This window comes from Mycobacterium sp. PSTR-4-N, from assembly GCF_022348085.1.
Taxonomy (GTDB): Bacteria; Actinomycetota; Actinomycetes; order Mycobacteriales; family Mycobacteriaceae; genus Mycobacterium.
On sequence record NZ_JAKRFN010000005.1, the window covers coordinates 62560 to 86487 of the forward strand.

Below are 23928 nucleotides of genomic sequence, written 5' to 3' on the forward strand. Positions count from 1 at the left end.
ATCCTCCACGTCCAGCGACGTGCCCTTCGGCGGCACGGTGCGCGAAGCCAAGATCGGATCGACATCGATGATCATCGGGATACCGAGAGAGTCCCTGCCCGGGGAGACGCGCGTCGCCGCGACTCCGCAGACAATCGCGCAACTGCTCAAGCTCGGCTACGAGGTGACGGTCGAGTCCGGCGCAGGTGCCGCGGCGAGCTTCTCCGACGCGGCGTACACCGAGGCCGGCGCGACTGTCGGTGACCCGTGGGCGGCCGACATCGTTCTCAAGGTCAACGCTCCGAACGACTACGAGATCGCCCTGCTGCGCGACGGCGCCACCCTGATCAGCCTGATCTCCCCGGCCCTGAAGCCGGAGCTGGTGGAGAAGCTGTCCGCACGGCCCGTCACGGTGCTGGCGATGGACGCGGTGCCCCGCATCTCGCGGGCGCAGTCGCTCGATGTGCTGTCCTCGATGGCCAACATCGCCGGCTACCGCGCGGTGGTCGAGGCTGCGCACCGCTTCGGCCGGTTCTTCACCGGCCAGGTCACCGCGGCGGGCAAGGTGCCGCCGGCCAAGGTCCTCGTCGTCGGCGCCGGCGTGGCCGGCCTCGCCGCGATCGGCGCGGCGGGCAGCCTGGGCGCCATCGTGCGCGCCACCGACCCGCGGCCCGAGGTCGCCGACCAGGTGAAATCCCTGGGCGGTGAGTACCTCGCGGTCGATCCGGCCGCGGCCGAAGTCTCGGCGACCGGATACGCCAAGGAGATGGGCGACGACTACAAGGCACGCGAGGCCGAGCTCTACGCCGAGCAGGCCAAGGACGTCGACATCATCATCACCACGGCGCTCATCCCCGGACGGCCCGCACCCCGCATCATCACCGCCGACATGGTCGCCTCGATGAAGCCGGGCAGCGTGATCGTCGACATGGCCGCCGCCAACGGCGGCAACGTCGAGGGCACCGTCAAGGACCAGGCCGTCGTCACCGACAACGGCGTCACGATCATCGGCTACACCGACCTCGCCGGCCGGCTGCCCGCGACCGCGTCGCAGCTCTACGGCACCAACCTGGTCAACCTGCTCAAGCTGGTCACCCCCGAGAAGGACGGCCAGCTGACGCTCGACTTCGACGACGTCGTGCAGCGGTCCGTGACCGTCGTGCGCGACGGTGAGGTCACCTGGCCGCCCCCACCGGTGCAGGTCTCTGCCGCCCCCGCGGCGAAGGCGGCCGAGCCGGTCGCCCAGAAGCCCGCGAAGCAACCGATGACAATGGGCCGACGGCTGGGCATCACGTTCGCCGCCGCAGCCGTGCTGTTCGCGCTGATCGCCCTGTCACCCGCCGCGCTGCAGGTCCACCTCACGGTGTTCGCACTCGCGATCGTGATCGGCTACTACGTCATCGGCAACGTGCACCACGCATTGCACACCCCGCTCATGTCGGTGACCAACGCGATCTCCGGCATCATCGTCGTTGGCGCCCTGCTGCAGATCGGGCACGGCAATCCCGTCATCACCGCGGTGGCCTTCGCCGCGATCCTGCTCGCCAGCATCAACGTCTTCGGCGGCTTCGCGGTGACCCGCCGCATGCTGGCCATGTTCTCGAGGAGCTAAGGACCATGTTCACTCTCGAAACCGCCGCGACCGCGGCCTATGTCGTCGCCGCCCTACTGTTCATCCTCGCGCTGGCCGGCCTGTCCAAACACGAGACCTCGCGCGCGGGGAACTCGTTCGGCATCGCAGGCATGGCGATCGCGCTCGTCGCGACGATCGTGCTGGCGCTGGCCCGTCACATCGAGCCGCTCGGGATCGCGCTGCTCGTGGTCGCGATGGCCATCGGCGCCGCGATCGGGCTGTGGCGCGCCAAGGTCGTCGAGATGACGGGCATGCCGGAGCTGATCGCCCTGCTGCACAGCTTCGTCGGCCTGGCCGCCGTGCTGGTCGGCTGGAACGGCTACCTGCACGTCGAACGGGACCTCGCCGGCGCCGAGGCGGTGCAGCTCGGCAGCGAGGGCATGCTCGGCATCCACTCCGCGGAGGTCGTGATCGGCGTGTTCATCGGCGCGGTGACGTTCACCGGCTCGATCGTGGCCAACCTGAAGCTCTCGGCCCGCATCAAGAGCGCGCCGATGATGCTGCCCGGCAAGAACGCCCTCAACGTGGGCGCGCTGGTGCTCTTCGCGACACTGACCGTGTGGTTCGTCATCGACCCGCAGCTGTGGCTGCTCGTCGTCGTCACAGTGCTGGCGCTGCTGTTGGGCTGGCATCTGGTCGCCTCGATCGGCGGCGGCGACATGCCCGTGGTGGTGTCGATGCTCAACAGCTACTCGGGCTGGGCGGCCGCGGCGTCGGGCTTCCTGCTCGGTAACGACCTGCTCATCATCACCGGCGCGCTGGTCGGCTCCTCGGGTGCCTACCTGTCCTACATCATGTGCAAGGCGATGAACCGGTCGTTCATCTCGGTGATCGCGGGCGGGTTCGGGATCGAGGCGGGGCCGGCCGACGACAAGGACTACGGCGAGCACCGCGAGATCTCCGCCGACGGCGCCGCGGAACTCCTCGCCAACGCCAGCAGCGTGATCATCACGCCCGGGTACGGCATGGCCGTCGCGCAGGCGCAGTACGGGGTGGCCGAGCTGACCCGCAAGCTGCGCGAGCGCGGTGTCGAGGTCCGCTTCGGCATCCACCCCGTCGCCGGCCGCCTGCCCGGCCACATGAACGTGCTGCTGGCCGAGGCGAAGGTGCCCTACGACATCGTGCTCGAGATGGACGAGATCAACGACGACTTCGACGGCACCTCCGTCGTGCTCGTGATCGGCGCCAACGACACCGTCAACCCGGCCGCCTCCGAGGACCCGGGCTCACCGATCGCCGGCATGCCGGTGCTGACGGTGTGGAACGCCGACAACGTGATCGTGTTCAAGCGGTCGATGGCGTCGGGTTACGCCGGCGTGCAGAATCCGCTGTTCTTCCGCGAGAACACGCAGATGCTGTTCGGTGACGCCAAGGACCGGGTCGACGCGATCAACGCGGCTTTGGGAGCCACTCAGACCGTCTGACTCAGCCCGTCTGAGGTTCCCGCGGGGACGTGGCGACGATGCGGCTGCCGCGTCCGGCTGCGGACTCGATGCGCATCGACCCGCCCATCGCGTCGAAGCGGGCCTGCAAGGAGCCTAGCCCGATGTGGCCCGCAGCCAGGGACCTGCCGACGACCCCGGGGTCGAACCCGCAGCCGTCGTCGGCGACGGTGAGGACGACGCGGTCGTCGCGACGCACCAGATCGACGTGCACGGTCGTGGCGGCCGCGTGCTTGCCGACGTTGGTGAGCAGCTCCCGGGCCGCGCGGTACAGCAGTGACTGCGACGCCGGGTGGCCCACCTCCTCGAGGTCGGCGATCACGTCGATGCCGTGACGAGTCTGGAACTGCCGCAGCAACTCTCGGACCCCCGCGGTGAGGCCGAGCTGCGCGAGCACCTGCGGGTGCAGCTCGGACACCGTCGAGCGCAGCCCGGCCGCCGTCTCCTGCAGCGCGGAATAGACGAGGTCCAGCGCGGGGTCGGGGTGCCGCTCGCGGGCCTCGTCGAGTTCCAACCGGGCGGCGAGCAGCGTCTGCAGAGGCCCGTCGTGGAGGTGCTCGGCCACCTCGCGGCTGTGCCGCTCGTCGGACTGCATGGCCTCGGACACGAGCTGCCTGCGCACCTCCTGCAGCGCGGTCAGCCGGGCGGCGCGCCAGGCCAGCACGAGGCTCAGCGCGGTCGTCGCCACCGCCATCCACACCATGAAGCCGAAGTGGGTGTAGACCATGTTCGGTAGCCCGACGCGATCGTCGCGCTTGGAGTAGAAGATCCACACCGTCAGGTAGCCGAGCGCCGTCACCCCGCCGAAGAGCGCCGACAACCCGGGTCGGTCCTGGAACGCGACAGTGATCGGGAGCAGGAAGAACACCGGCAGCAGCGCGGCCGTCGCCCCACCGGAGACCAGGCAGAGCGCGATGATGACCGTCAGGTCGATGACGGTCGACGTCCAGTCCGCCCAGCGCGGCACCGGCCCGCGCACCACCGCGATCAGCCACACCACGGCACCGATCGCGTAGCAGCCCAGGATCGCGGCGTAGAGCTGCGGCAGCCAGTGGTCGACGTCCCAGATCCACACCAGCACGCCGATCAGGGCGATCAGGGGGAGGCGCAGCAGCGCCGAGACGCGCACCGGTTCGGCGGCGAGGAAGTCTCGCCAGAGGCGCAACCGCTCCATGTCCGGGTCAGTCCAGTAGCTTGCGACGCATCGCCTCGGCCACCGCGGCGGCCCGGTCGCTGACACCGAGCTTCTCGTAGAGCCGCTGCACATGCGTCTTCACCGTGGACGGGGCCAGAAACAGCTCCTTGGCCATCGCGGGGATGCTGGCCCCGCCGGCGATGAGCACCAGCACCTCACGCTCGCGGGGGCTCAGCGCCGGGGCGTCCGGTTCGGCGCGCCGCCGGATCTCGCCGGCCAGCCCCGCTGCCAGGCTCGGCGCGACCACGTCGCGACCCTTCGCGCAGTCCAGCACCGCGGTGACCAGCTCGCCGCGCGTCGACTCCTTGGGCAGGAACCCGGCCGCGCCGTCCTGGAGCGCGCGGTACACGATCGCGGACTCGTCGTGCGCCGAGATCAGCAACACCCGGGTGGGCAGCGCGTCGCGGACCACCGCCGCGGCGACCGCGGCGCCGTCCATTCCGGGCATGCGGTAGTCGAGCAGCGCGACCTGGGGCCGATGCTCGCGGATGGCGGCCAGCGCGGCGGTCCCGTCGTCGGCTTCGGCGACCACCTCGATGGAGCCGCTGGACTGCAGGGCCCGCACCACACCGTCACGGAACATCGGGTGGTCGTCGCCGACCACCACACTGACCCGCTCCGCCATGGCGATCAGCATTCCACAGCAAACCGTCCGCGCGCCTTGTTTCCCCGCCCGGGTCCGGCGCCGAGTAAGCTGTCGCGACGTTAAGGGGGCAAAGCCATTCGCCCCGCGGCACCGCTGTCTGTTGGCGGGAGGCTGTGTTGACCGCTGCGCATGAGGATCTGGACTTCGAGAGCCGGGATCTCGCCGCCACCGAGGATTTCCTGGTCCGTGCCTACACCAAGATGTCGATCGGTGCCGGTAGCGGTGAAGCGGCGTCGACCCGCATCGAACGTCACTGGCTCGGCGAGATCAGTTACGACGAACTCGACATAGGTTTCTCGATGTCGTACGACGCGGATCCGCTGGGACGCATCTGTCTGTGCCGGATGCGGGACGGGCGCATCGAGGAGAACTTCATCGGGGAGCCGACCGACGTGTTCGTTCCCGGCGACGTCGCGCTGGTCTCCCCGCCCGAGCTGCCGTATTCGGGCCGCGTGCTGAACGCGCGATACGACCTGACGATGTTCGACCCCGCGCTGCTCGACCGGGTTGCCTCGGCATCCCGCGAGGACACGGACGTGCGGTTCACCGGTCACCGGCCGGTGTCCGCCGACGCGCAGCAGCGCCTGGATCGGGTGCTGTCCTACGTTCGTGACGTCGTGACCTCCGACGGTGTGACGGTCACCCCGCTGGTGGCCTCGACCACGGAGTCGATGCTCGCCGCGGTCGTGCTGGACACTTTCCCGACGACCGCGGTCATCGAGCCCACCGCTGTGGACCGGCTCGACGCGAAGCCCGAGATCCTGCGGCGTGCAGTGGCTTTCATCGACAGCAGCGTGGAAAGCGACATCGCCGTGACGGACATCGCCGAGAGCGTGCACGTGACACCGCGGGCACTGCAGTACATGTTCCGCAAGTACCTGGACATGACCCCGATGCAATACCTGCGCCGCGCGCGGCTCGACCAGGCCCACCGGGAGTTGCGCCGCTCCGATCCCGCGGACACGTCAGTGGGCATCATCGCGGCCCGCTGGGGATTCGCCCACACCGGCCGGTTCGCGGCGATGTACCGCCGAACCTACGGATCGAATCCGTCGGACACGTTGCGGGACTGACCTATTCGGATGCTGTCAGCCCCCGGGTCGCGGGCCCTTCGAGGAGCGCGCCGTCAGGGGCGAACCTCGATCCGTGCAATGGGCATTCCCACGCGAGGTCGGAGTCGTTCCACGTGACGACGCCGCCGAGGTGCGGGCACACCGGGGACACGGTGCGGGTCACGCCGTCGACGACGCTGGTCGCGGTCATCCGCCACGGCGCGCCGCTGACCACGCCCTGCCCCTCTTCGGGAACCTGCGACGACGCGGTCACCGGGGTGATCCACCCCTTGGCCAGGTGGAAGCCCACCTCCATGTTCAGTTGCAGCGCGGTGGGGATGCCCGTCAGTTCGTGCGGGCTCCAGCTGGCGAAGGCCGCCGCCCAGTCCATGCGTCCGCCCAGGATGCGGGAGGACAGGGCGAGCGCCGCAGCCACGCCGTTGGTCATGCCCCACTTGTCGTAACCGGTTGCCACGAGGATGTTCTCCATCTTCGGCAGCAGCGGGCCGACATAAGGCAGTTCGCCGATGGGGTGGTAGTCCTGCGCCGACCAGTAGTGGGTCTGCACCGCGCCGGGGTAGTGCAGCCCCGCCCAGCGGGCCAACTCCGAGACCGCGTCCTTCGGATGGGAGGACCGCCCGACAGTGTGGCCCGCGCCGCCGACGATGAGTTTGTCACCGGCGTCGCTGGGTGCGTAACGCACCGAGCGGCTCGGCGAGTCGACCGACAGGTACATCGACCGGGTGATGTCCCCTGGCACGTCGAAAGCCATGCAGTAGGAGCGTTTCGGTTCCATGCGGGCGAAGAAGAAGCCTCGATCGAGCACGGGGATCCCGGTGGCCAGCACCACGCGCTGCGCGGTGACGGTGTGCTCGGCGGCGCGGGTGTCCTGCTCGTCGGCGGTGCGCCGCAGCCTCACCTGCAGCGGTCCGCTGCCGGAGACCGAGGTGGCGCGCACCCCCTGCAGCAGGGTGCCGCCGTGGCGTTCGATTTCGGTGACCAGGCTCGACAGGTACGGAATCGGATCGATCTGCGCCTGGTTGCGCAGCCGCACGCCGCCCGCGAACGGAAACGGCACGTCGGCCTCGTCGACCCACTGCGCATCCAGTCCGGCCTCCCGGCAGGCGGACATCACATCCCGCGCCGTACCGAGGCCCTGCGCGTTCTGCGCATACGCATGGTCGTCTTCGCGCTGGAAGCTCAGTCCGTGCTCCTCGCAGTGCCGCACCAGCCAATCCCGGCCCTCCGTGTTGCCGGTGACGTAGGCGCGCAGCGTGTCGCTGCCGTGCTTGCCTGCGATGCTCGCCAGCTTGCTGCCCTGCAGGACACTGACCTTGCCGGTGGTGTTGCCGGTGGTCGCGGCGCCGACGTGGCGGGCTTCCACGACGACGACCGACTTGCCGGCTCGTGCGAGCAGTGCGGCGGTGGTGAGGCCGGTGATGCCGGCACCCACGACGAGCACGTCCGCGGTGGAGACGTCGTCGATCACGCTGGCCGAGGTGGGGGCTTCCAGACGCCCGTCGGTCCACAGAGAAGGCATGGCGCGCCGGATACCCGCGGCCCTTTCGGTCAAACGATGCCGCGTTTGGACGCCTCGGATCTGGGCAGACATCGTCAGGTGAGCATTTCCGACCTGACCACGCTTCCCCTCAAGGCCGGATCGGCCCTGCGCGACCGACGCGTCTTCCACCCCACCGGGGTGTTATGCGCCGGGACGGTCACGCGGGTCGCCCCCGACGGTCAGGGCCTGCCGCTGGTGTCCGGCGATGTGGTCGGCCGGATCTCCAAGGGCGCGGGCACCCCCGGCTGGCTGCCTGACTTCGCCGGTCTGGCCTGGCGCATGCAACGCGACGCCGACGCACAGGTGCCGTGGGACGTGCTGATGGTGTCGTCGACGGCACGGATCGTGCTGCGGCCCACCCGGACGTGGCCGGCCGCGCAGTACTCCACGCTGATGCCGTTGGGCTACCGCGGCGGCGTGTTCTGGTTGCGGGCTCACATGGTCACCCCGCTCGACGACGACGGCCTGTCCGTGGACGCGGTGCGCACCCGGCTGGCCTCGGGGCCGATCGAATTCAGCGTCGAGCAGGCCCGCGGTGGCGGCGCCTTCACGCCGTTGGCGACGCTGCGGTTCGATCGCGCGCTGTGCGGCGACGAGCCCGAGTGCGATCAGCCGTTCGACCCGACGCAACGCAGCGGGGCCGAGGTGGTGCTGTTGCCGCATTGGCTGACCTCGCTTCGCAAGGCCGCATACCGCAACAGTCGTGAGGGCCGCGGCGCGCAGTGATCCGCAGGTCCTGACCGCCTCGACGCTGCCTGCTTTTACAGGTGTCATATCGTGGCGGGCATGGACTTCGCGATGTCTGCCAAGGCGGCCGATTATCACCAGCGGTTGACCGATTTCATGGTCGAACGCGTCATCCCGGCCGAGGAGTCCTACGAGCGGTACCGACATGACGCGGGCCCCGACGACCACACGGTGCCGCCGGTGATCGAGGAGCTGAAGGCCGAGGCCAAGAGCCGTGGGCTGTGGAACCTCTTCCTGCCCGACGAATCCGGGTTGACCAACCTGGAGTACGCGCCCCTGGCGGAGTTGACGGGCTGGAGCATGGAGATCGGTCCCGAGGTCACCAACTGCGCGGCCCCCGACACCGGCAACATGGAGACGCTGCATCTGTTCGCGACGCCGGAGCAGCGCACGCAGTGGCTCGAGCCGTTGCTCGCCGGCGAGATCCGCAGTGCGTTCGCGATGACAGAGCCCGCGGTGGCCTCGAGCGACGCGCGCAACATCGAGACCACGATGCTGCGCGACGGGGACGACTACGTCATCAACGGTCGCAAGTGGTGGATCTCGGGGGCCGCCGATCCGCGCTGCAAGCTCCTGATCGTGATGGGCCGCACCAATCCCGATGCGGCCAGCCATCAGCAGCAGTCGATGATCCTGGTGCCGGTCGACACTCCCGGGGTGTCGATCGAGCGGTCCCTGCCGGTGTTCGGCTGGCAGGACCAGCACGGCCACTGCGAGGTCACGTTCGACAACGTGCGGGTGCCGTCGTCGAACCTGCTCGATTCCGAGGGCAGCGGGTTCGCGATCGCCCAGGCTCGTCTGGGCCCGGGCCGCATCCACCACTGCATGCGGGCGATCGGCGTGGCCGAACGGGCGCTGGCGCTGATGGTCGACCGGGTGCAGAAGCGTGTCGCGTTCGGCAAGCCGCTCGCCGAGCAGGGTGTGGTTCGAGAGTCGATCGCGTTGTCTCGCAACCAGATCGATCAAACGCGGCTGTTGTGCCACAAGGCAGCGTGGACCATCGATCAGCACGGTAACAAGCACAAGGACGCGCAGGTGCTGGTGGCGCAGATCAAGGCGGTGGCGCCGAAGATGGCGTGCGACGTCCTCGATCGGGCGATTCAGGTGCACGGCGGCGCGGGCATCTCGGATGACTTCCCGTTGGCCCGGATGTACGGCTGGCACCGTGCGATGCGGCTGTTCGACGGACCCGACGAGGTGCACATGCGGACCATCGCCCGCGCCGAACTCGGCAGGGAGAAGTCAGCTCTGGCCGCGGCGGCGGTGGCCGGCTAGTGGCGTTTTCCGGCGACGAGCTGTCGGGCGCCTGGAACTTCCGTGACGTCGCCGAGCAGACGCCGATCGTGCCCGGCCGGTTCTTCCGTGCCAGTGAGCTGTCCAAGCTCGACGACGCGGGGCGAACCGCGTTGCGTGGGTTCGGCGTGACAGATGTCGCCGATCTGCGGACGCTGCGCGAGGTGGAGCGGCATGGTCCGGGGCTTGTGCCCGAGGGGGTGGACATCCACCATCTGCCGTTCGTCGAGACGGCGGCGTCGGACGGCGAGGCGCCGCACGAGCACGCGTTCCAGCGGATGATGACCGACAAGCCGGACGGGGAGTCGGTCGCGGATGCAGCGGCGCGGTACATGACCGAGGAGTACGGGCGGATCGCGAGCGCACCGCTCGCGCAGCGGGTGGTACGCGAGGTGATCACGCTGCTGGGTTCGGGGCGACGGGTGCTGGCGCACTGCTTCGCCGGGAAGGACCGTACGGGGTTCACCACCGCGGTGGTGCTGGAGGCAGCCGGGGTGGGCCGTGACGCGGTGATGGCCGACTACCTGCGCAGCAACGACGCGGTGCCGCGGCTGCGGGAGAGCATCCTGGCCAATCTGCGGCAGCGGGCGGCGGAGGCGCCGGAGGTGCTCGAGCTCGCCGAGGCACGACTCACCGATTCGGTGCTCGGGGTGCGGGAGCAGTATCTGGCTGCGGCGCTGCGCACGGTGGATGACCACTACGGTTCTCTGACAGGCTATTTGGAGGCCAGTGGGCTCACCGCGGCGGATCTGGATCGGTTGCGCGCTCAGCTGACGGACTAGTCGAGATAGAGCGCGACTCTGTCCCAGAAGTGTTCATCGTCGCGGCCGGCGGCGATTCCGGCGCGGGCCCGAAGTTCCATGGCACGGCGACGGATGCGCTGCTCGGTGGTACGCGGCATCTCCGCGGGACCGTACTTACCGCGGCGAAGTCGGCGAACTCGGCCGCGTTCGCGCTCCCACCGCAGCGCATCGGAGACCGTCTTGGCACGTCGGCCGTTGACGGTGAAGCCCTGGTGCTCGAGCGCGTCGAGGAGATCGGGGATGGTCTGGGGGCCGACGCGGAACAGGTGGTCGGTGATCACGGATCGCAGACCGATCCCTCGGATCTCGTAGAGCTCGGACATGACGGAAGGCTCGCACGGCGCACCGACATCGCGCCGCGACGGACGCGGGTTGCATTGCTCACCGGCCCACCCCCAGCGACACAGTCGGCGGTTACTTAGCCCCGCTACCCGGGCGCCGACAAAGTCGCTCATGGCGGGCCGCTGCCACACATGACTCTCAGATCGTCAGGTACACCCCGACTGCCCACGCGACCGTCGCCAACAGCGCGCCCGTCAACTCGACGCCCACCGACAGCGCGACCCCTTTGACCGCGTGCACCGTCGACGCCCACGCGCGCCTCAGATCGCCCCGCGACGCCAATTCGGCGACGAACACCCCACCGACGAATCCGATCACCAGCCCGACCACCGGGATCACGAAGAACCCGACGATGCCGGCCAGCGCGCCGACCACCAGAACCGACGTCCGCACCTGCGCATCCCGCATCCGGCGCGCCGGCCAGGTGTACTTGACCACCGCAGCCGCCCCGAAGAACGCCGCCGCGACACCGAACGTCACCCACGCGGTCACGCCGCCTTCGATGAACGCCCATACACCGATCGCCGCGATCACCAGGATCCCACCGGGCAGGATCGGCACCAGGATGCCCACCAGGCCCACTGCGATCACCAGCCCGACCAGGACGATGCCGGCGCTGCTCACTCCCGATCAGCCCGCTATCGGGGTGTTGACCTTGTCGGCCTCGATCGTGACGATGAGCCGGGTTTCGTCAGGGTTGCCGCTGAAGTAGGGATACGGGATACCCAGGTACTTCTGCGAGAGCTCGTCGATGTGCGCTTTGCCGCCCTCGCTGGTCATCGACGTCACCCGGCCACGCACCTCGTAGAAGCGCGCGACGTTGTCAGCGTCGGCGATGTTGACCGCGATGCGCGGGTCACGGCGCAGATTCTTCTCCTTCTGCATGCCGCCGACGATGTTGAGGACGACGTTGGCGCCATCGGTCGTCACCCACGTCTCGGTGAGTTGGGGTGACCCGTCGGCCATCAGCGTCGCCACGAAGCACGGGCTCGGCTTGTCCAGCAGCTCGATCAGATCATCGGGTAGCGCAACAGCCATGGGTCAATCCTCTCAGCAGTTCAGTTGCTCGGCGAGATCGCCGAAATCATCTGCCATGACGTCGAATTCGGACTCGGCAGGTCGGTGGAGGGTACGCTCCGGGCCGTACTCGGTGGGCCGGAACACGAACCCGGTCCGCAGGCCGGCGTCGCGCGCGGCGCGCAGGTCGGATGGATGCGCGGCCACCAGCATCAGCTCGTCGGGAGCGACGTCGAGGATGTCCGCGCAACCGAGGTACGCCTCGGGATCGGGTTTGTAGTGCCGGAAGATCTCGGCGGAGAGGACGCAATCCCACGGCAGACTCGCGTGTTTGGCCATGTTCGTCAGCAGAGAGACGTTGCCGTTGGACAGCGTGGTGATGACGAACCGCTCCTTGAGCCGCGTCAGCCCGGCGACGGCGTCCGGCCACGGATCGAGGCGATGCCACGCCCGGTTCAGGTCGTCGATCTCTGCGTCGTCGACGGTGATTCCGCGGTCATCGAGGAGCTCGACGAGTCGCCCGCGATGCAGGTCGTCGATCCGCGTCCACGGCAATTCGCCCCGACGCACACGGTCCATCGCCGGGACGTAGCCGGCGCGCCAGTCGTCGGCGAACGCAGGCCAATCCTCGTCGATCCCGTGCCTGGCGCCGAACGCCGCCAGCTCGCGGCTGACGCTGGAGCGCCAGTCGACGACGGTGCCGAACACGTCGAACGCCAGCGCCCGGATCGTCATCGTCTGTTCTTCGCGCGAGTGCTCATCACGTTTCGAGGACCAGCTTCCCCTTGATCTCACCGTCGGCGAGCTTCTGCAGTGCCTCGGCCCCGTTCGAGAGCGGGAACCGCACCGGCTCAGGGGGTCTCAGACCCTGCCTCACCAATTCGCCGAGCCCGGCGCCGATCTCGGCCTGAGCGCTGGGAGTGCGCCTGACGAACTCACCCCAACCGACCCCGACGACGCTGACGTTGCGCAGCAGCAGCCGATTCACCTTCACGGTCGGAATGCCACCGGCCGCGAACCCGATCACCAGCAGCCGACCCTCGGTCGCCAACGCGCGGACCGCGTCGTCGAATGCCGATCCGCCGATCGGGTCCACCACGACGTCGACGCCGCGGCCATCGGTGTGCTCCTTGACCGCATCCAGCCACCCGTCGGACAACGGCAGAACCGCGTCGGCACCGAGGGATTCGACGAACTCGACGGCCGAGGGCCGGTGCACCATCGCGATCACGCGGGCGCCGAGGCCTTTGGCGATCTGCACCGCTGCGGTTCCGACTCCACCGCCCGAGCCGAGCACCAGCACCGTCTCGCCGGGGCGTAGGGCCGCCCGCCGCTGCAGCGCGAAATACATGGTGTAGTAGTTGCCGAGCAGCGCCGCCGCGGACGCATCGTCCACGTCAGGCGGCGTGGACACCACGCTGCCCGGGTCCACCGCCACCTGCTCGGCGTACCCACCGAGCATCGTGAACGCCGAAACCCGTTGGCCCACATCGAACGGTGACCCAGCAGGCGCGGACCGAACCGTACCCGCGACCTCCATGCCCGGTACGAAGGGCGGATCGAGCCGTAGTTGGTATTCCCCGCGCAGCAGGAGCAGATCCGGGAAGCACACCCCGGCCGCTCGCACGTCGATCACCACCTGCCCGTTGCCCGCGGGATCGGCCATGTCCATGTAGGACAACCCCGCGGGCCCGGACAACTCCTGCGCGACAAGCGCTTTCATGCAGTGGTCAGCCGAGGTTGAACGACGCGCGCTCGGCGGCCGACAGATCGGTGATCTCGCCCCACTTGCCCGCGACGTCGTCGACGGACGGCACCTCGGTGAACGTCACGCCCTTGTTCTGGAACAGCGCCACCCGCTGCACCTTGCCGCCGCCGACGATGAACACCGACGCAGTGTCGGGCACCTCCTCGGTGCACAGGTAGGCCACCACGGGTGCCACGTACTCGGGGGTGAGCTTCTCGAAGACCTCCGGCGGCAGGATGTCCTGCGTCATGCGGGTGGCCGCGATCGGGGCGATCGCGTTGGTCTTGATGTTGTACTTCGCGCCTTCCTGGGCCAGCGTGTTGATCATGCCGACGAGACCGAGCTTGGCCGCGCCGTAGTTGGCCTGACCGAAGTTGCCGAACAGACCGCTGGTCGAGGTCGCGACCACGACGCGGCCGAAACCGTTCTCGCGGAAGTGCGGCCACGCCGCGCGGACCACGTTGTAGCCGCCGTACAGGTGCACCTTCAGCACGGCATCCCAGTTGGCGAACTCCATCTTGTGGAACGTGCCGTCACGCAGGATGCCGGCGTTGCTGACGACGCCGTCGACCTTGCCGAACTCGTCGACCGCGGTCTTGATGATGTTGGCCGCACCCTCGGGCTCGGCGACGGAGTCGTAGTTCGCCACTGCCCGGCCACCGGCGTCTTTGATCTCCTTGACCACCTCGTCGGCCATGTTGTGACCGGCGCCGGTACCGTCACGCGCCCCGCCGAGATCGTTGACGACGACGCTGGCGCCTTCACGCGCCAGGGTCAGCGCGTATTCGCGCCCGAGACCGCCTCCGGCACCGGTGACGACGATGACCCGATCCTGCACTCCTGGCATGACTATCCCTTCCCGTTGTTCAGAAAAGCCGTCTGGCGAGCTTCCACGCCTTCTCTGTATACGGGGGGTAGATGAAGCCGCCGACGTCGGGTCGGGTCGACTTCGTCATCACGCTCTTCTTGTGGCTGAACGTCTCGAAGCCGAACTTGCCGTGGTAGGCGCCCATGCCGGACGGGCCCACTCCGCCGAAAGGCAGCTTGTGCGTGGCGAAGTGGAAGAGCAGGTGGTTGATCACCATGCCGCCGGAGGAGATGTCGCGGACCACGCGCTCACGCACCGCTTTGGTCTTGGTGAACAGGTAGGCGGCCAACGGCTTGGGCCGTGCGTTGACGAAACGAATTGCCTCGTCGAGGTTTTCGACGGTCACCACGGGCAGGATCGGGCCGAAGATCTCGTCGGTCATCAGTGGTTCGGCCGGGTCGGGGTCGACGACGACGGTGGGTTGGATCCTGATGTTCACCGCATCGGAGTCACCGCCGACGGCGACTGTGCCTTTCGTGGCCGCCAGCGCGTTGGTCAGCCGGTTGAAATGCCGTTCGTTGACGATGCGCTTACCGCTCGGGTTGTTCGCCTCGAACTCGGCCACGGCGTCGCGCAGCTTGTCGACGAGCTGATCGCGGATCGGGGCCTCGGCCAGCACGTAGTCGGGGGCGATGCAGATCTGCCCGGAATTGATCAGCTTGGTCCAGGCGATGCGCTTGGCGGCGACCTCGATGTCGGCGTCTGCCGACACGATCACCGGGCTCTTGCCACCGAGCTCGAGCGTGACCGGGGTCAGGTGCGCGGCTGCGCTCTCGTAGACCTTGCGGCCGACTTCGGTGCCGCCGGTGAAGAGCAGGTAGTCGAAGCCCTTTTCGATCAGTTCCTGGCTGACCGCGGCGTCGCCCTCGATCACGGCGATGGCGTCATTGTCGAGATAGCGCGGGACGAGCTCGGCCATCAGCGCCGACGATGCCGGAGCCACCTCAGACGGCTTGAGCACCATGGTGTTTCCGGCCGCGATGGCGCCGACGGCGGGGCCCAGCGTCAGGGCGAACGGGAAGTTCCACGCGCCGATGATGAGCACGGTCCCGTAGGGCTCGTACTCCACCCACCCGCGCCCGGGTAGTTGCGAGATCTCCAGCATCCGGTAGCTGCGCTTCATCCATCGCCCCACGCTCTTGGCGGCGGACTTGGCTTCGCCCGCGGTGCTCGCGACGTCGGCGAGCCATGCTTCGAACGGAGTGCGGTCGAGGTCCTTCGCGAGCGCGTCGGCGATCGCGGCCTCGTTCTCCAACATCAGCCGTTCGAGGGCGCGCAGCTGCTGTTTGCGCCATTCGATGCTGCGTGTGCGGCCACTGGCGAAGGTCTCCCGGAGCCGGCGGACGGTCGCGGCGATGTCGGGGGAACCGGCGACGTCATCGCCGACGGCGACGGGGACGGCGGAATCGGTGGTCATGAAGGGTCTCCTTGTTCTGACCGGCGGAGTACCCCGAATGGTAGCCAACCAGCCAGTTGGTGAACAGGAGGTCGGGTCAGTCCCGCACTGCGGTGGTGAAGGTGGAGAACGACCCGCTGTCGGCGTCCTCGACCTCGACGTAGCGATCGAGCCGCTGCATCTCGTCGAGCGAGGCCACGGCCATGGCGTGCCATCCGTGCGCGTCGAGCCAGTCGGCCACGTCGGCCCGATCCGGGTCCTCGTAGGTCAGCTCACTGATGTCCATCGGCTGGACGTCGAACTGCGCGGTGATCCGGGCGAACCGCTCCCGCATGCGTTCGCGGCGCTCCTCGGAGTGCAGGCCCATCGACTCCGCGGCGACGCGGCTGCCGGGTGCGCTCAGCTCGGTGACTTGTGTGAACAGCCGGTCCTGAGCGTCGGCAGGCAGGTACATGAGCAGGCCCTCGGCGAGCCACGCCGTCGGCTGGGTGGGGTCGAAACCGGCGCCGGTCAGCGCGGCGGGCCAGTCCTGGCGCAGGTCGATCGCCACCGCGCGGCGGTCGGCCGACGGACTGACGCCGTGCTCGGCGAGGATGGCGGCCTTGTACTCCAGCACCTTGGGTTGGTCGATCTCGAAGACCGTGGTGCCCGCGGGCCAGGACAGCCGGAAGGCGCGGGAGTCCAGCCCGGACGCGAGGATGACGACCTGCCGGATGCCCCCGGCCAGCGCCTCGGCGAAGAAGGTGTCGAAGAAGAGCGTGCGCACGGCCTGATAGCTCTTCATGTTCTCGAACATCGCGCCGATCTCGGGGTCTGACGCGGTGGCCTTCGCGACGAAGTCGTCGTCGAGCATCAATCCCCAGACGCCCTCGCCGGCCTGGGCGATCAAGATCTCGGCGTAGGGGTCCTGGATCAGCGGGTCGGCTCGCCGGGTCTCGGCCGCGCGCGCAGCGGCGACCATGACGGCCGTGCTCCCGACGCTGGTGCTGATGTCCCACGTGTCGTCATCGGTGCGCGCAGTGCCCATACTTCGGGAGTCTAACTATTGCAGCGGGTGAGTGCCTCTAGGCACCGAGATGCCACAGCTTGTTGGCGAGCAGGAGCTCGAGCTTGTGGACCACGGCGCCCAGCGCGGCGCGATCCCCGACGAACCCGGCGTAGAAGCCCATCCCCCACAGCACCGCGACCAGCATCTCGACCAGATGGTCGACATCGGTGTCCGAACTGAGCTCACCGCGCTCGATCGCATCGTTGACCGCCCACGCCACGAAGGAGCGGGAGTTCTTCAGCGGATCGTGTTCGTCGCTGACCAGCTCGGGATGCCGCTGGGTCTCCAGCACCGAGGTGACCAGGAACGCCGCCGCGGAGCGGTCGTCGGTGTCGACCTGGGTGGTGGCCGCCAGGAAGGTCGCCAGCCGGTCGACGAGGCCGGTTCGCTCCCGGGCGCGGGACACACCGGTGCTGACGATCGTCGTGTTCGTCTGCTCGACGACTTCACCCCACAGCACACGCTTGCTGGCAAAGTAATGATTGATGGCGGGTCGGGTCAGATCGGCCCGCACGGCGATCGCCTGGAACGTCGCGGCGTCGTACCCCAATTCGCTGAACACCTCGCGCGCAGCAAGCAAAATGCGCTCCCGCGTCTCGGCAGCCTTCGCCGCGGGGGGTCGACCTGGGCCTCTACTCGCCGTGTACGGCACCCCGAAATTGTGCCACACGTCACCGGGGCCTCCTGCACGCTGTCGTTTGCGGCCTCCGAGGCGTCGATTCGAGCAAACCTCGGACCGAATTCCCAGGGTGCACAGCGGTCGCGCGCGGGCCCGCCGAATTACAGTTTCGACATGGGGGCGACGGGGTCACGGGAGTTGTTTTTTCAGGCGGGGTTCGATGTGCTGGCCGAAGCCGGATACGGCGGGCTCAAGCTCGCGTCGGTGTGCGGTCGGCTCGGCGTCACGAGTGGATCGTTCTACCACCACTTCGCGAGCTGGTCGGAGTACACGCGCCAGCTCGTCACACACTGGCAGATGCAGATGACGGTGCGAGTGGAGGAGGCAGGCGAGGAACCCGACCCGAGGCGCCGGCTGGACCAGATCATCAAGGGTGGGTTGGCACTGCCGCACGGGGCCGAGGCGGCCATTCGCGTCTGGGGCTCGATCGATCCGCACGTGCGCGAGGCGCAGGCGGCGGTCGACCGTCACCGTTTCGACGCGGTGTTCGCGGCGGCTTTGCAAGTATTGGGGAACAGACGGCAGGCTGAGATGTTCGCGTCGTGGTCGATCTACCTGCTCGTCGGGTACGAGCAGGCGCTGTTGCCGCGCAACCCGGACGGATTGGAGTGGCTGGTGACCCAATTGCTCGACAGTCTGGACGCCGGGCGGTTCGCGTCGGTGCCCGACGGTGACTGACAGTGACTGACGGTGACTGACACAGCGGGTAACGAGACCGAGGCGGCGCCCGTCGAGCACGTCGTGGCGATGCTGCGGGAGCGCCTCTACGGGGCCATCTCGTGTCTGGCCACGCTGGTGGTCCTGACGCGCTACACCGAAGACGACACCAGCGGCTGGGCCCGGATGCTCGATGTCGCGGTGACCATGGGCGGGCTGTGGGCCGCCAGCCTGCTGGCCGACTGGGTCGCCCATCTGGCCGTGCACGAGCAGGCTCCGCACGGGGTGGAGCGCTGGCGGATCATGCAGGCGTCGGGTCAGATCCTGCAGGCCGCTGTGCTACCGCTGGCGGCGCTGGCGACCGCCGGTCTCGGCCTGCTCGACACCGATACCGCGATGTGGGCCGCCAAATGGATCCTCGTCGGTGAGCTCGGCCTGATCGCATTACTGGCGGTGCGCCGTACCCGGTTGCCGTGGTGGCAGCAAATCGCCACCGTCGCCACCCTGGTCATGGTGGGATTGCTCGTCATCGCCGTGAAGGTGCTCGCGCATTGACGACCGCACCGACCCTCGACGTGCGCGCGCGCATCGTCCGGCGGATGCATCAGCGCGACCCGGACAACGACGCGCTGCGCCGCGCCGTGCGGGCAGCGACCGTGGTGCCGATCGCGGCCGGCACGAGCTTCCTGCTCGGCGGCGGTAATCCCCAGACCTCGCTGTTCACGTTGTTCGGGTCCGTCGCGCTGCTGGTGTTCTCCGATTTCCCGGGCAATCGGCAGAACCGTGCGGTCGCCTACGCCGGACTGGGCGTCAACGGCTTCGTGTTGATCACCGTGGGCACGCTGATCGCGCCCTATCCGTGGCCGGCGGTGGCGCTGATGTTCGCCCTCGGTGTGGCGGTGACGTTTTCCGGGGTGTTGAGCGAGACGATCGCCGCGGGGCAGCGGGCGACGTTGCTGACGTTCGTGTTGCCGGCCTGCACGCCGCCCGGTCCGGTCGGTGAGCGGCTGGCCGGTTGGGCGATCGCGTTGGCGGTGTGTGTGCCTGCCGCGCTGTTCGTGCTGCCGCCGCGGCACCACGGTGAGTTGCGCCGGCGCGCCGCCCGGGCGTGCCGCACGCTGGCCGACCGCATCGACGGCTCGGCGAGCGCGGAGGACGTGCGCCGCGCGATGGACGGACTGCGTGCGACGTTTTTGGGGGCCGATTTCCGGCCGGTGGGGCTGACCGCGGGGAGCAGGGCACTGGTCCGGGTGGTCGACGACCTGGAGTGGGTGGCCGATCGGGTCGGACAGGACACCGGGGTCACGCTGCGCGACCGGAACGCGGTGGTGCGTGTGTTGCGCTGCGCTGCCGCCGTGCTCCGGATCTCGCGGCCGACCGACAGGGACGTGGCCCGCATGGATCTGGACGCGGCGCTCGAGACGTTGCGCGCCACCGCGCGGGGCCGGTGGCGGGAGGACCTGGACGAGATCCTCAGTGCCCCGGACGACGACCGCGCCGTCGCGTTGGGCCGTGAGTTACTGCGTCGTCGCACCATCGCCGCGATGATCGGCGCGACGGGGCGCATCATCGCCGCGGCCGCGGCCGCGGACGCCCGCCCGGTGTGGGCCCGCGCCCTGGGGCTGCGCCTGCCGCCGACCGGTGCATCGGACCGATTGCTCCCCGAAGCCGTTGCCGCAGCGCAGATCACGTCGGGCTTCGTCGCGAATCGCGCGGTGGCGGTGCGCAACAGCGTGCGTACCGGCCTCGGGCTGGCCATCGCGGTGGCCGTGACGCACATCTTCCCTGTCGAGCACGGGTTCTGGGTGGTGCTGGGCGCGTTGTCGGTGTTGCGCAGCAGCGCGTTGTCCACCGGGACGCGGGTGTGGCGCGCGGTGATGGGGACGACGATCGGGTTCGTGCTGGGCGCCCTGTTGATCGGCTTGGTCGGGGTGGATCCGGTCGTGTTGTGGGTGCTGATGCCGTTGGCGGTGTTCGGCTCGGCCTACGTTCCCGAGATCGCGTCGTTCACCGCGGCACAAGCCGCGTTCACGATGATGGTGCTGATCTTCTTCAACCTGATCGTGCCCACGGGCTGGCAGGTGGGGTTGATCCGGGTCGAGGACGTGATCGTCGGCGCGCTGGTCGGGGTCGTGGTCTCGGTGCTGCTCTGGCCTCGGGGTGCGACGGCGTCGGTGACGCGGGCGATCGACTCGGCGCGGGCGATCTTCGCCGCCTACCTGTGGACGGCGGTGCTGCGCATCACCCGCGGCGCATTCGAGGAACGCAACGACGAGGTGGCGATCCTGAGCCATCAGGCGCTGGCGGCCTCCCGTGTCATCGATGATGCTGTCCGCCAATATCTTTCGGAGAGCAGCGGTGATTCCGACTTCCGGGCGCCGGTGGTGCGCTCGTTCAACCGGGCGATCCGGCTGCGCGCCGCGGCCGATCTGATCGCCGACATCCCGACTCCACCGCCGCTGGCGGCCTACCCGACGGTGCGCGCCGTCGTGGAATCCCACGCCGAGGCGATCCGTGAGCGGGTGGTCGGCAGTATCGACGCCGGGCGCGCGAGCCCGCCGATCAGCGACGACTTCGTGCTGGCACTACGCAGCGAGCGGCGCGCCGAGATGCGCGAGAAGGCCACCGCCAACGATCTCGGCATCTCGGCCGCGCTGCCGCTGCTGACGGTCGCGGCGCTGCTGGGCGAGCTGGAGCTGATCTACCCGGCGTCAGCGTCCTGACCGGTGCGGCATCAACGCGCCGGGCGGGATGGTGCCGAACCGGCCGGCGTTGAAGTCCTCGACCGCCTCGATGAGCTCCGACTTGGAGTTCATCACGAAGGGGCCGTACTGGAACACCGGTTCCCGCAGCGGTTGCCCGCCGAGCAGCAGCACTTCCAGCGCGGGACGGTGCGACTCCTGGGTGGGTGCCGCGGCGACGCCGATGCGGTCGCCCGGGCCGAGAACGGCCAGCTGGCCCTGTTCGATCGGGTGACCGACGGGGCCGACGGACCCGCGGCCGGACAGCACGTAGACCAGCGCGTTGAAGTCGCGGTTCCACGGCACGTCGAGCCGGGCGCCGGGCTGGATGGTGGCGTGGGCCAGTGTGATCGGGGTGTGGGTGGCGCCGGGGCCGGCGTGCCCACCGATGTCGCCGGCGATCACCCGGAGCAGGGCGCCGCCGTCCTGGGAGGCGACCAGGCCGACCTGGGGGCCCTCGATCGACTGGTACTTGGGCGCGGCGAACTTGTCACTGCGCGGAAGGTTCACCCAGAGCTGGATGCCGTGGAAGAGTCCACCGCTGTCGACCAGTTCGGCCGGCGGGGTCTCGATGTGGAGGATGCCGGAGCCGGCGGTCATCCACTGCGTGGCGCCGTCGGTGATCATGCCGCCGCCGCCGTGCGAGTCCTGGTGGGCGAAGCGGCCGTCGATCATGTAGGTCACGGTCTCGAAGCCGCGGTGCGGGTGCCAGTCGGTGCCGCGCGGTTCGCCGGGCTGGTATTCCACCTCACCCATCTGGTCCATGTGGACGAACGGGTCGAGGTCGCGGGCGTTGACGCCGGCGAAGGCGCGGACGACGGGGAAGCCCTCCCCTTCGTAACCGCGGGGGCCGGTGGTCACCGAGCGCACGGGGCGTTCGGTGTCGGCGGGCGAGGGCGCTGACAGCCGGGGCAGGGTCAGGGTGTCTGCGGTGATTGCGGGCATGTCTCATTGAACCGGACCGCGGTCCGATTCATTCCGGACTCCTGGTGTGCAATCAGATCGCGCAGTCGGCCGGACTGGCGCGCTGGCTGCACACTAGACCCTCGCGCCGTGGGTACTCGGCGGCCATGACAGAGCACTGGCAGGTCATCGCCGCGACACCGTACGACCGGGCCGACCCGGAGCACGCGACCCGGCAGAGCACGGTGATGAGTGGGACCGAAGCCGAAGCCCGGCGGGTGTACGCCGACACGATCTCCTCGGCCGACGAGCACGGCTACTCCGCGGTGACGCTCACGCGCGGCGGCGTCGAGGTGGAGTCCTGGCCGCAGGCCACCGGCTGGACCGTCTAACCGAGGATCTCGAGCGCGGCGGCGCGGGCGTCGGCGGCGCTCGCGGTGGCCAGCACGGCGTCGGCCGCTTCGCGGCACTGCTGCAGCGTCACCTGCGCGAGTTTCGCACCGACACCCTGGACTGCCGCAGCGGCCGCCGACAGGGAGGTCACCCCCAGTCCGGTGAGCACGCAGGCCAGCAGCGGATCGGCGGCGGCCTCACCGCACACCCCGACGGGCTTGCCCGCGGCGGTCCCGGCGCGCACGGTCATCGCCACCAGCGCCACGACGGCCGGCTGCCACGGGTCGGTGAGAGTGGCCAGGTCGGCTGACATCCGGTCCGCGGCCATCGTGTACTGCGCGAGATCGTTGGTGCCGATCGACAGGAAGTCGACGTGCTCGAGAATGCGGTCCGCGAGCAGCGCGGCGGCTGGCACCTCGATCATGACGCCGGGAGTCAGCCCGCGTGCTCGGACCTCGGCCGCGAAGTTCAAGGCCTCGGACGCCGTCGCGATCATCGGCGCCATCACCCACGGCTGCTGCCCGGTGCGTTCGGCGGCAGCGGCGATCGCGTCGAGCTGATGGGCCAGTAGCCCGGGGTTGTTCTCGGCGATGCGGATGCCGCGCACGCCGAGCGCCGGGTTGGCCTCGTCCGGGTGACCCGCGAACTTGAGCGGCTTGTCCGATCCGGCGTCGAGCGTGCGGATCACGACCTTGCGCCCGGCGAACGCCTCGAGCACCTCGCCGTAGATGTGCGCCTGCTCGTCGACCGTGGGCTCGGCGTCGGTGTTGAGGAAGCACAGTTCAGTGCGGAACAGGCCGACGCCCTCGGCGGGTGTCTCCCGCGCGGCGCGGGCGGCTGCGCCGTCCTGCACGTTGGCCAGCACCGCGACCTGGTGTCCGTCGGCCGTCGCGCCCGGCCCGGTCCACCCCGCCGCCGCGGCCGCCACGCGCGCGGCGTCGTCCACAGCAGCCCGCGCCTCGGCGTCGTCGGGCGTCACGGTGACGGTGCCGCGGGTGCCGTCGACCAGGACCGTCGTCGCGGCGGGCACGTCATCCAGTCCGGCGACGGCGACCACACACGGAATGCCCAACTGCCGGGCGATGATCGCGGTGTGGCTGGTCGGGCCACCCAGCGTCGTGGCCAGCGCCACGATCAGCGCCGGGTCCAGGCCGGCGGTGTCGGCGGGGGCGAGGTCCTCGGCACACAGCACCGACGGCTCGTCGGGCAGGGGCACGCCGGGTTCCGGTAGTCCGTTGAGCTCGGCGATCACGCGGTCGCGGATGTCACGCAGGTCGGTCACCCGCTCGGCCATCAGGCCGCCCATCTTGGTGAACATCTCGACGAACTGATCGATCGCCCCGCTGACCGCGCGGACAGCGGGCGCACCGTCGGTGATGCGCTTCTCGGCGGCGCCGAGCCACCCGCGATCCTGCGCGAGCGTGGCCGTCGCGGCGAGAACCTCTGACGCCGCACCGGTCGCGTGGGCGGCGCGCTCGCGCAGCCGGGTGGCCACGGTGGCCGCTGCCGCAGCGAAGCGGTCTTTCTCGGCCGGCCGGTCGCCCTCCGCGATCTCGGGCAGGGCGGAGAGGTCCACCTCGGGCAGCCGCCCGGGGCGGATCACGGGCGCGTAGGCGACCCCGGTCACGACGGGAACGCCATGCAGAACGGTGCCGGCTGCCGGTGCTTCGGTGGCCTGTGAGCTAGACAGAGACGTCGCGGTCATGTGAACCAGGTTACAAGAATCCATTGACAAGTCAACACGTTCAGGAGTAAAACCAAACATATCAACAACCAATCGCACGAA

At 69.2% G+C, this 23928-nt stretch carries 24 protein-coding genes; 10 read left to right on the forward strand and 14 right to left on the reverse strand.

The genetic code is table 11. The features are described 5' to 3' along the window. Positions 1-67: 67 nt before the first annotated feature. Together MHN84_RS08925 and pntB are read left to right on the forward strand one after the other, a co-directional pair. Positions 68-1591 carry a Re/Si-specific NAD(P)(+) transhydrogenase subunit alpha gene (locus MHN84_RS08925; protein WP_241204552.1) on the forward strand — a complete coding sequence of 508 codons (1524 nt, stop codon included), beginning with the start codon at positions 68-70 and terminating at the stop codon, positions 1589-1591. Positions 1592-1596: 5 nt separating this feature from the next. Then, complete coding sequence (gene pntB / locus MHN84_RS08930; RefSeq protein ID WP_241204286.1) at positions 1597-3036, forward strand: Re/Si-specific NAD(P)(+) transhydrogenase subunit beta; 1440 nt, start codon at positions 1597-1599, stop codon at positions 3034-3036. A gap of 1 nt (position 3037) precedes the next feature. Here the strand turns inward: pntB and MHN84_RS08935 are convergent, their stop codons facing one another. Both MHN84_RS08935 and MHN84_RS08940 read right to left on the reverse strand, forming a co-directional pair. Continuing rightward, entirely contained in the window at positions 3038-4228 is a 1191-nt protein-coding gene (locus MHN84_RS08935; protein ID WP_241204287.1) for a sensor histidine kinase, read from the reverse strand. Positions 4229-4235: 7 nt separating this feature from the next. Beyond that, on the reverse strand, positions 4236-4886 hold the full coding sequence (locus MHN84_RS08940; protein WP_241204288.1) for a response regulator transcription factor: 651 nt from the start codon (positions 4884-4886) through the stop codon (positions 4236-4238). 125 nt (positions 4887-5011) lie between these two features. Between MHN84_RS08940 and MHN84_RS08945 the strand changes: the two genes are divergently transcribed. Next, positions 5012-5968, forward strand: coding sequence for an AraC family transcriptional regulator (locus MHN84_RS08945; protein ID WP_241204289.1), 957 nt, complete (start codon positions 5012-5014; stop codon positions 5966-5968). Between the two features lies 1 nt (position 5969). Here the strand turns inward: MHN84_RS08945 and MHN84_RS08950 are convergent, their stop codons facing one another. Beyond that, positions 5970-7487, reverse strand: coding sequence for an FAD-dependent oxidoreductase (locus MHN84_RS08950; protein ID WP_241204290.1), 1518 nt, complete (start codon positions 7485-7487; stop codon positions 5970-5972). A gap of 78 nt (positions 7488-7565) precedes the next feature. On the opposite strand from MHN84_RS08950, the gene MHN84_RS08955 reads away from it, so the two are divergent. The 3 genes from MHN84_RS08955 to MHN84_RS08965 all read left to right on the forward strand — a co-directional run bounded on the left by MHN84_RS08955 (position 7566) and on the right by MHN84_RS08965 (position 10330). Beyond that, positions 7566-8234, forward strand: a complete 669-nt coding sequence (locus MHN84_RS08955; RefSeq protein WP_241204291.1) for a phosphodiesterase — start codon at positions 7566-7568, stop codon at positions 8232-8234. Positions 8235-8306: 72 nt separating this feature from the next. Beyond that, the gene (locus MHN84_RS08960) at positions 8307-9530 is read left to right on the forward strand and encodes an acyl-CoA dehydrogenase family protein (protein WP_241204553.1); all 1224 of its coding nucleotides are present in this window, start codon (positions 8307-8309) and stop codon (positions 9528-9530) included. Then, positions 9530-10330, forward strand: coding sequence for a tyrosine-protein phosphatase (locus tag MHN84_RS08965; protein ID WP_241204292.1), 801 nt, complete (start codon positions 9530-9532; stop codon positions 10328-10330). The genes MHN84_RS08960 and MHN84_RS08965 overlap by 1 nt, the downstream gene beginning before the upstream one ends. Here the strand turns inward: MHN84_RS08965 and MHN84_RS08970 are convergent. From MHN84_RS08970 to MHN84_RS09010, 9 genes are all read right to left on the reverse strand, one after another. After that, the gene (locus tag MHN84_RS08970) at positions 10327-10674 is read right to left on the reverse strand and encodes a hypothetical protein (protein ID WP_241204293.1); all 348 of its coding nucleotides are present in this window, start codon (positions 10672-10674) and stop codon (positions 10327-10329) included. The genes MHN84_RS08965 and MHN84_RS08970 overlap by 4 nt on opposite strands. 157 nt (positions 10675-10831) lie before the next feature. Continuing rightward, positions 10832-11317: a DUF456 family protein gene (locus MHN84_RS08975; RefSeq protein WP_241204294.1), complete on the reverse strand. Its 486-nt coding sequence runs from the start codon at positions 11315-11317 to the stop codon at positions 10832-10834. 6 nt (positions 11318-11323) lie between these two features. Next, on the reverse strand, positions 11324-11731 hold the full coding sequence (locus MHN84_RS08980; RefSeq protein WP_241204295.1) for a PPOX class F420-dependent oxidoreductase: 408 nt from the start codon (positions 11729-11731) through the stop codon (positions 11324-11326). 12 nt (positions 11732-11743) lie between these two features. Then, complete coding sequence (locus MHN84_RS08985) at positions 11744-12445, reverse strand: haloacid dehalogenase type II (RefSeq protein WP_241204296.1); 702 nt, start codon at positions 12443-12445, stop codon at positions 11744-11746. Positions 12446-12470: 25 nt separating this feature from the next. Beyond that, entirely contained in the window at positions 12471-13433 is a 963-nt protein-coding gene (locus MHN84_RS08990; RefSeq protein ID WP_241204297.1) for an NADPH:quinone oxidoreductase family protein, read from the reverse strand. A 7-nt stretch (positions 13434-13440) separates the two neighbouring features. Then, on the reverse strand, positions 13441-14304 hold the full coding sequence (locus MHN84_RS08995; protein WP_221352971.1) for an SDR family oxidoreductase: 864 nt from the start codon (positions 14302-14304) through the stop codon (positions 13441-13443). 19 nt (positions 14305-14323) lie between these two features. Next, positions 14324-15742: an aldehyde dehydrogenase family protein gene (locus MHN84_RS09000; protein WP_241204298.1), complete on the reverse strand. Its 1419-nt coding sequence runs from the start codon at positions 15740-15742 to the stop codon at positions 14324-14326. Positions 15743-15818: 76 nt separating this feature from the next. Next, positions 15819-16748, reverse strand: a complete 930-nt coding sequence (locus tag MHN84_RS09005) for a class I SAM-dependent methyltransferase (RefSeq protein ID WP_241204299.1) — start codon at positions 16746-16748, stop codon at positions 15819-15821. A 37-nt stretch (positions 16749-16785) separates the two neighbouring features. Continuing rightward, a complete protein-coding gene (locus tag MHN84_RS09010; protein WP_241204300.1) occupies positions 16786-17421 on the reverse strand; it encodes a TetR/AcrR family transcriptional regulator in 636 nt (211 codons plus the stop codon). Between the two features lie 141 nt (positions 17422-17562). On the opposite strand from MHN84_RS09010, the gene MHN84_RS09015 reads away from it, so the two are divergent. From MHN84_RS09015 to MHN84_RS09025, 3 genes are all read left to right on the forward strand, one after another. Continuing rightward, positions 17563-18126 carry a TetR/AcrR family transcriptional regulator gene (locus MHN84_RS09015; RefSeq protein WP_241204301.1) on the forward strand — a complete coding sequence of 188 codons (564 nt, stop codon included), beginning with the start codon at positions 17563-17565 and terminating at the stop codon, positions 18124-18126. Positions 18127-18195: 69 nt separating this feature from the next. Beyond that, a complete protein-coding gene (locus MHN84_RS09020; RefSeq protein ID WP_241204554.1) occupies positions 18196-18660 on the forward strand; it encodes a hypothetical protein in 465 nt (154 codons plus the stop codon). A gap of 44 nt (positions 18661-18704) precedes the next feature. Further along, the gene (locus MHN84_RS09025; protein ID WP_241204555.1) at positions 18705-20828 is read left to right on the forward strand and encodes an FUSC family protein; all 2124 of its coding nucleotides are present in this window, start codon (positions 18705-18707) and stop codon (positions 20826-20828) included. On the opposite strand, the gene MHN84_RS09030 is transcribed toward MHN84_RS09025, so the two are convergent. Beyond that, a complete protein-coding gene (locus MHN84_RS09030; protein ID WP_241204302.1) occupies positions 20817-21791 on the reverse strand; it encodes a pirin family protein in 975 nt (324 codons plus the stop codon). The genes MHN84_RS09025 and MHN84_RS09030 overlap by 12 nt on opposite strands. A 125-nt stretch (positions 21792-21916) precedes the next feature. Between MHN84_RS09030 and MHN84_RS09035 the strand changes: the two genes are divergently transcribed. After that, positions 21917-22141 carry a hypothetical protein gene (locus MHN84_RS09035; protein ID WP_241204303.1) on the forward strand — a complete coding sequence of 75 codons (225 nt, stop codon included), beginning with the start codon at positions 21917-21919 and terminating at the stop codon, positions 22139-22141. Here MHN84_RS09035 and ptsP read toward each other — a convergent pair. Continuing rightward, positions 22138-23907, reverse strand: a complete 1770-nt coding sequence (gene ptsP, locus MHN84_RS09040; RefSeq protein WP_241204304.1) for a phosphoenolpyruvate--protein phosphotransferase — start codon at positions 23905-23907, stop codon at positions 22138-22140. The two genes, MHN84_RS09035 and ptsP, sit on opposite strands and share 4 nt — an antisense overlap. Between the last annotated feature and the right edge of the window lie 21 nt (positions 23908-23928).

Bases quoted from the DNA above. Each gene is read 5' to 3' on its own strand.
- MHN84_RS08925 (WP_241204552.1), top strand. From the start codon at position 68: ATGATCATCGGGATACCGAGAGAGTCCCTGCCCGGGGAGACGCGCGTC.
- pntB (WP_241204286.1), top strand. From the start codon at position 1,597: ATGTTCACTCTCGAAACCGCCGCGACCGCGGCCTATGTCGTCGCCGCC.
- MHN84_RS08935 (WP_241204287.1), bottom strand. From the start codon at position 4,228: ATGGAGCGGTTGCGCCTCTGGCGAGACTTCCTCGCCGCCGAACCGGTG.
- MHN84_RS08940 (WP_241204288.1), bottom strand. From the start codon at position 4,886: ATGCTGATCGCCATGGCGGAGCGGGTCAGTGTGGTGGTCGGCGACGAC.
- MHN84_RS08950 (WP_241204290.1), bottom strand. From the start codon at position 7,487: ATGCCTTCTCTGTGGACCGACGGGCGTCTGGAAGCCCCCACCTCGGCC.
- MHN84_RS08960 (WP_241204553.1), top strand. From the start codon at position 8,307: ATGTCTGCCAAGGCGGCCGATTATCACCAGCGGTTGACCGATTTCATG.
- MHN84_RS08970 (WP_241204293.1), bottom strand. From the start codon at position 10,674: ATGTCCGAGCTCTACGAGATCCGAGGGATCGGTCTGCGATCCGTGATC.
- MHN84_RS08980 (WP_241204295.1), bottom strand. From the start codon at position 11,731: ATGGCTGTTGCGCTACCCGATGATCTGATCGAGCTGCTGGACAAGCCG.
- MHN84_RS08985 (WP_241204296.1), bottom strand. From the start codon at position 12,445: ATGACGATCCGGGCGCTGGCGTTCGACGTGTTCGGCACCGTCGTCGAC.
- MHN84_RS08990 (WP_241204297.1), bottom strand. From the start codon at position 13,433: ATGAAAGCGCTTGTCGCGCAGGAGTTGTCCGGGCCCGCGGGGTTGTCC.
- MHN84_RS08995 (WP_221352971.1), bottom strand. From the start codon at position 14,304: ATGCCAGGAGTGCAGGATCGGGTCATCGTCGTCACCGGTGCCGGAGGC.
- MHN84_RS09000 (WP_241204298.1), bottom strand. From the start codon at position 15,742: ATGACCACCGATTCCGCCGTCCCCGTCGCCGTCGGCGATGACGTCGCC.
- MHN84_RS09005 (WP_241204299.1), bottom strand. From the start codon at position 16,748: ATGGGCACTGCGCGCACCGATGACGACACGTGGGACATCAGCACCAGC.
- MHN84_RS09015 (WP_241204301.1), top strand. From the start codon at position 17,563: ATGGGGGCGACGGGGTCACGGGAGTTGTTTTTTCAGGCGGGGTTCGAT.
- MHN84_RS09020 (WP_241204554.1), top strand. From the start codon at position 18,196: ATGCTGCGGGAGCGCCTCTACGGGGCCATCTCGTGTCTGGCCACGCTG.
- MHN84_RS09025 (WP_241204555.1), top strand. From the start codon at position 18,705: ATGCATCAGCGCGACCCGGACAACGACGCGCTGCGCCGCGCCGTGCGG.
- MHN84_RS09030 (WP_241204302.1), bottom strand. From the start codon at position 21,791: ATGCCCGCAATCACCGCAGACACCCTGACCCTGCCCCGGCTGTCAGCG.
- MHN84_RS09035 (WP_241204303.1), top strand. From the start codon at position 21,917: ATGACAGAGCACTGGCAGGTCATCGCCGCGACACCGTACGACCGGGCC.
- ptsP (WP_241204304.1), bottom strand. From the start codon at position 23,907: ATGTTTGGTTTTACTCCTGAACGTGTTGACTTGTCAATGGATTCTTGT.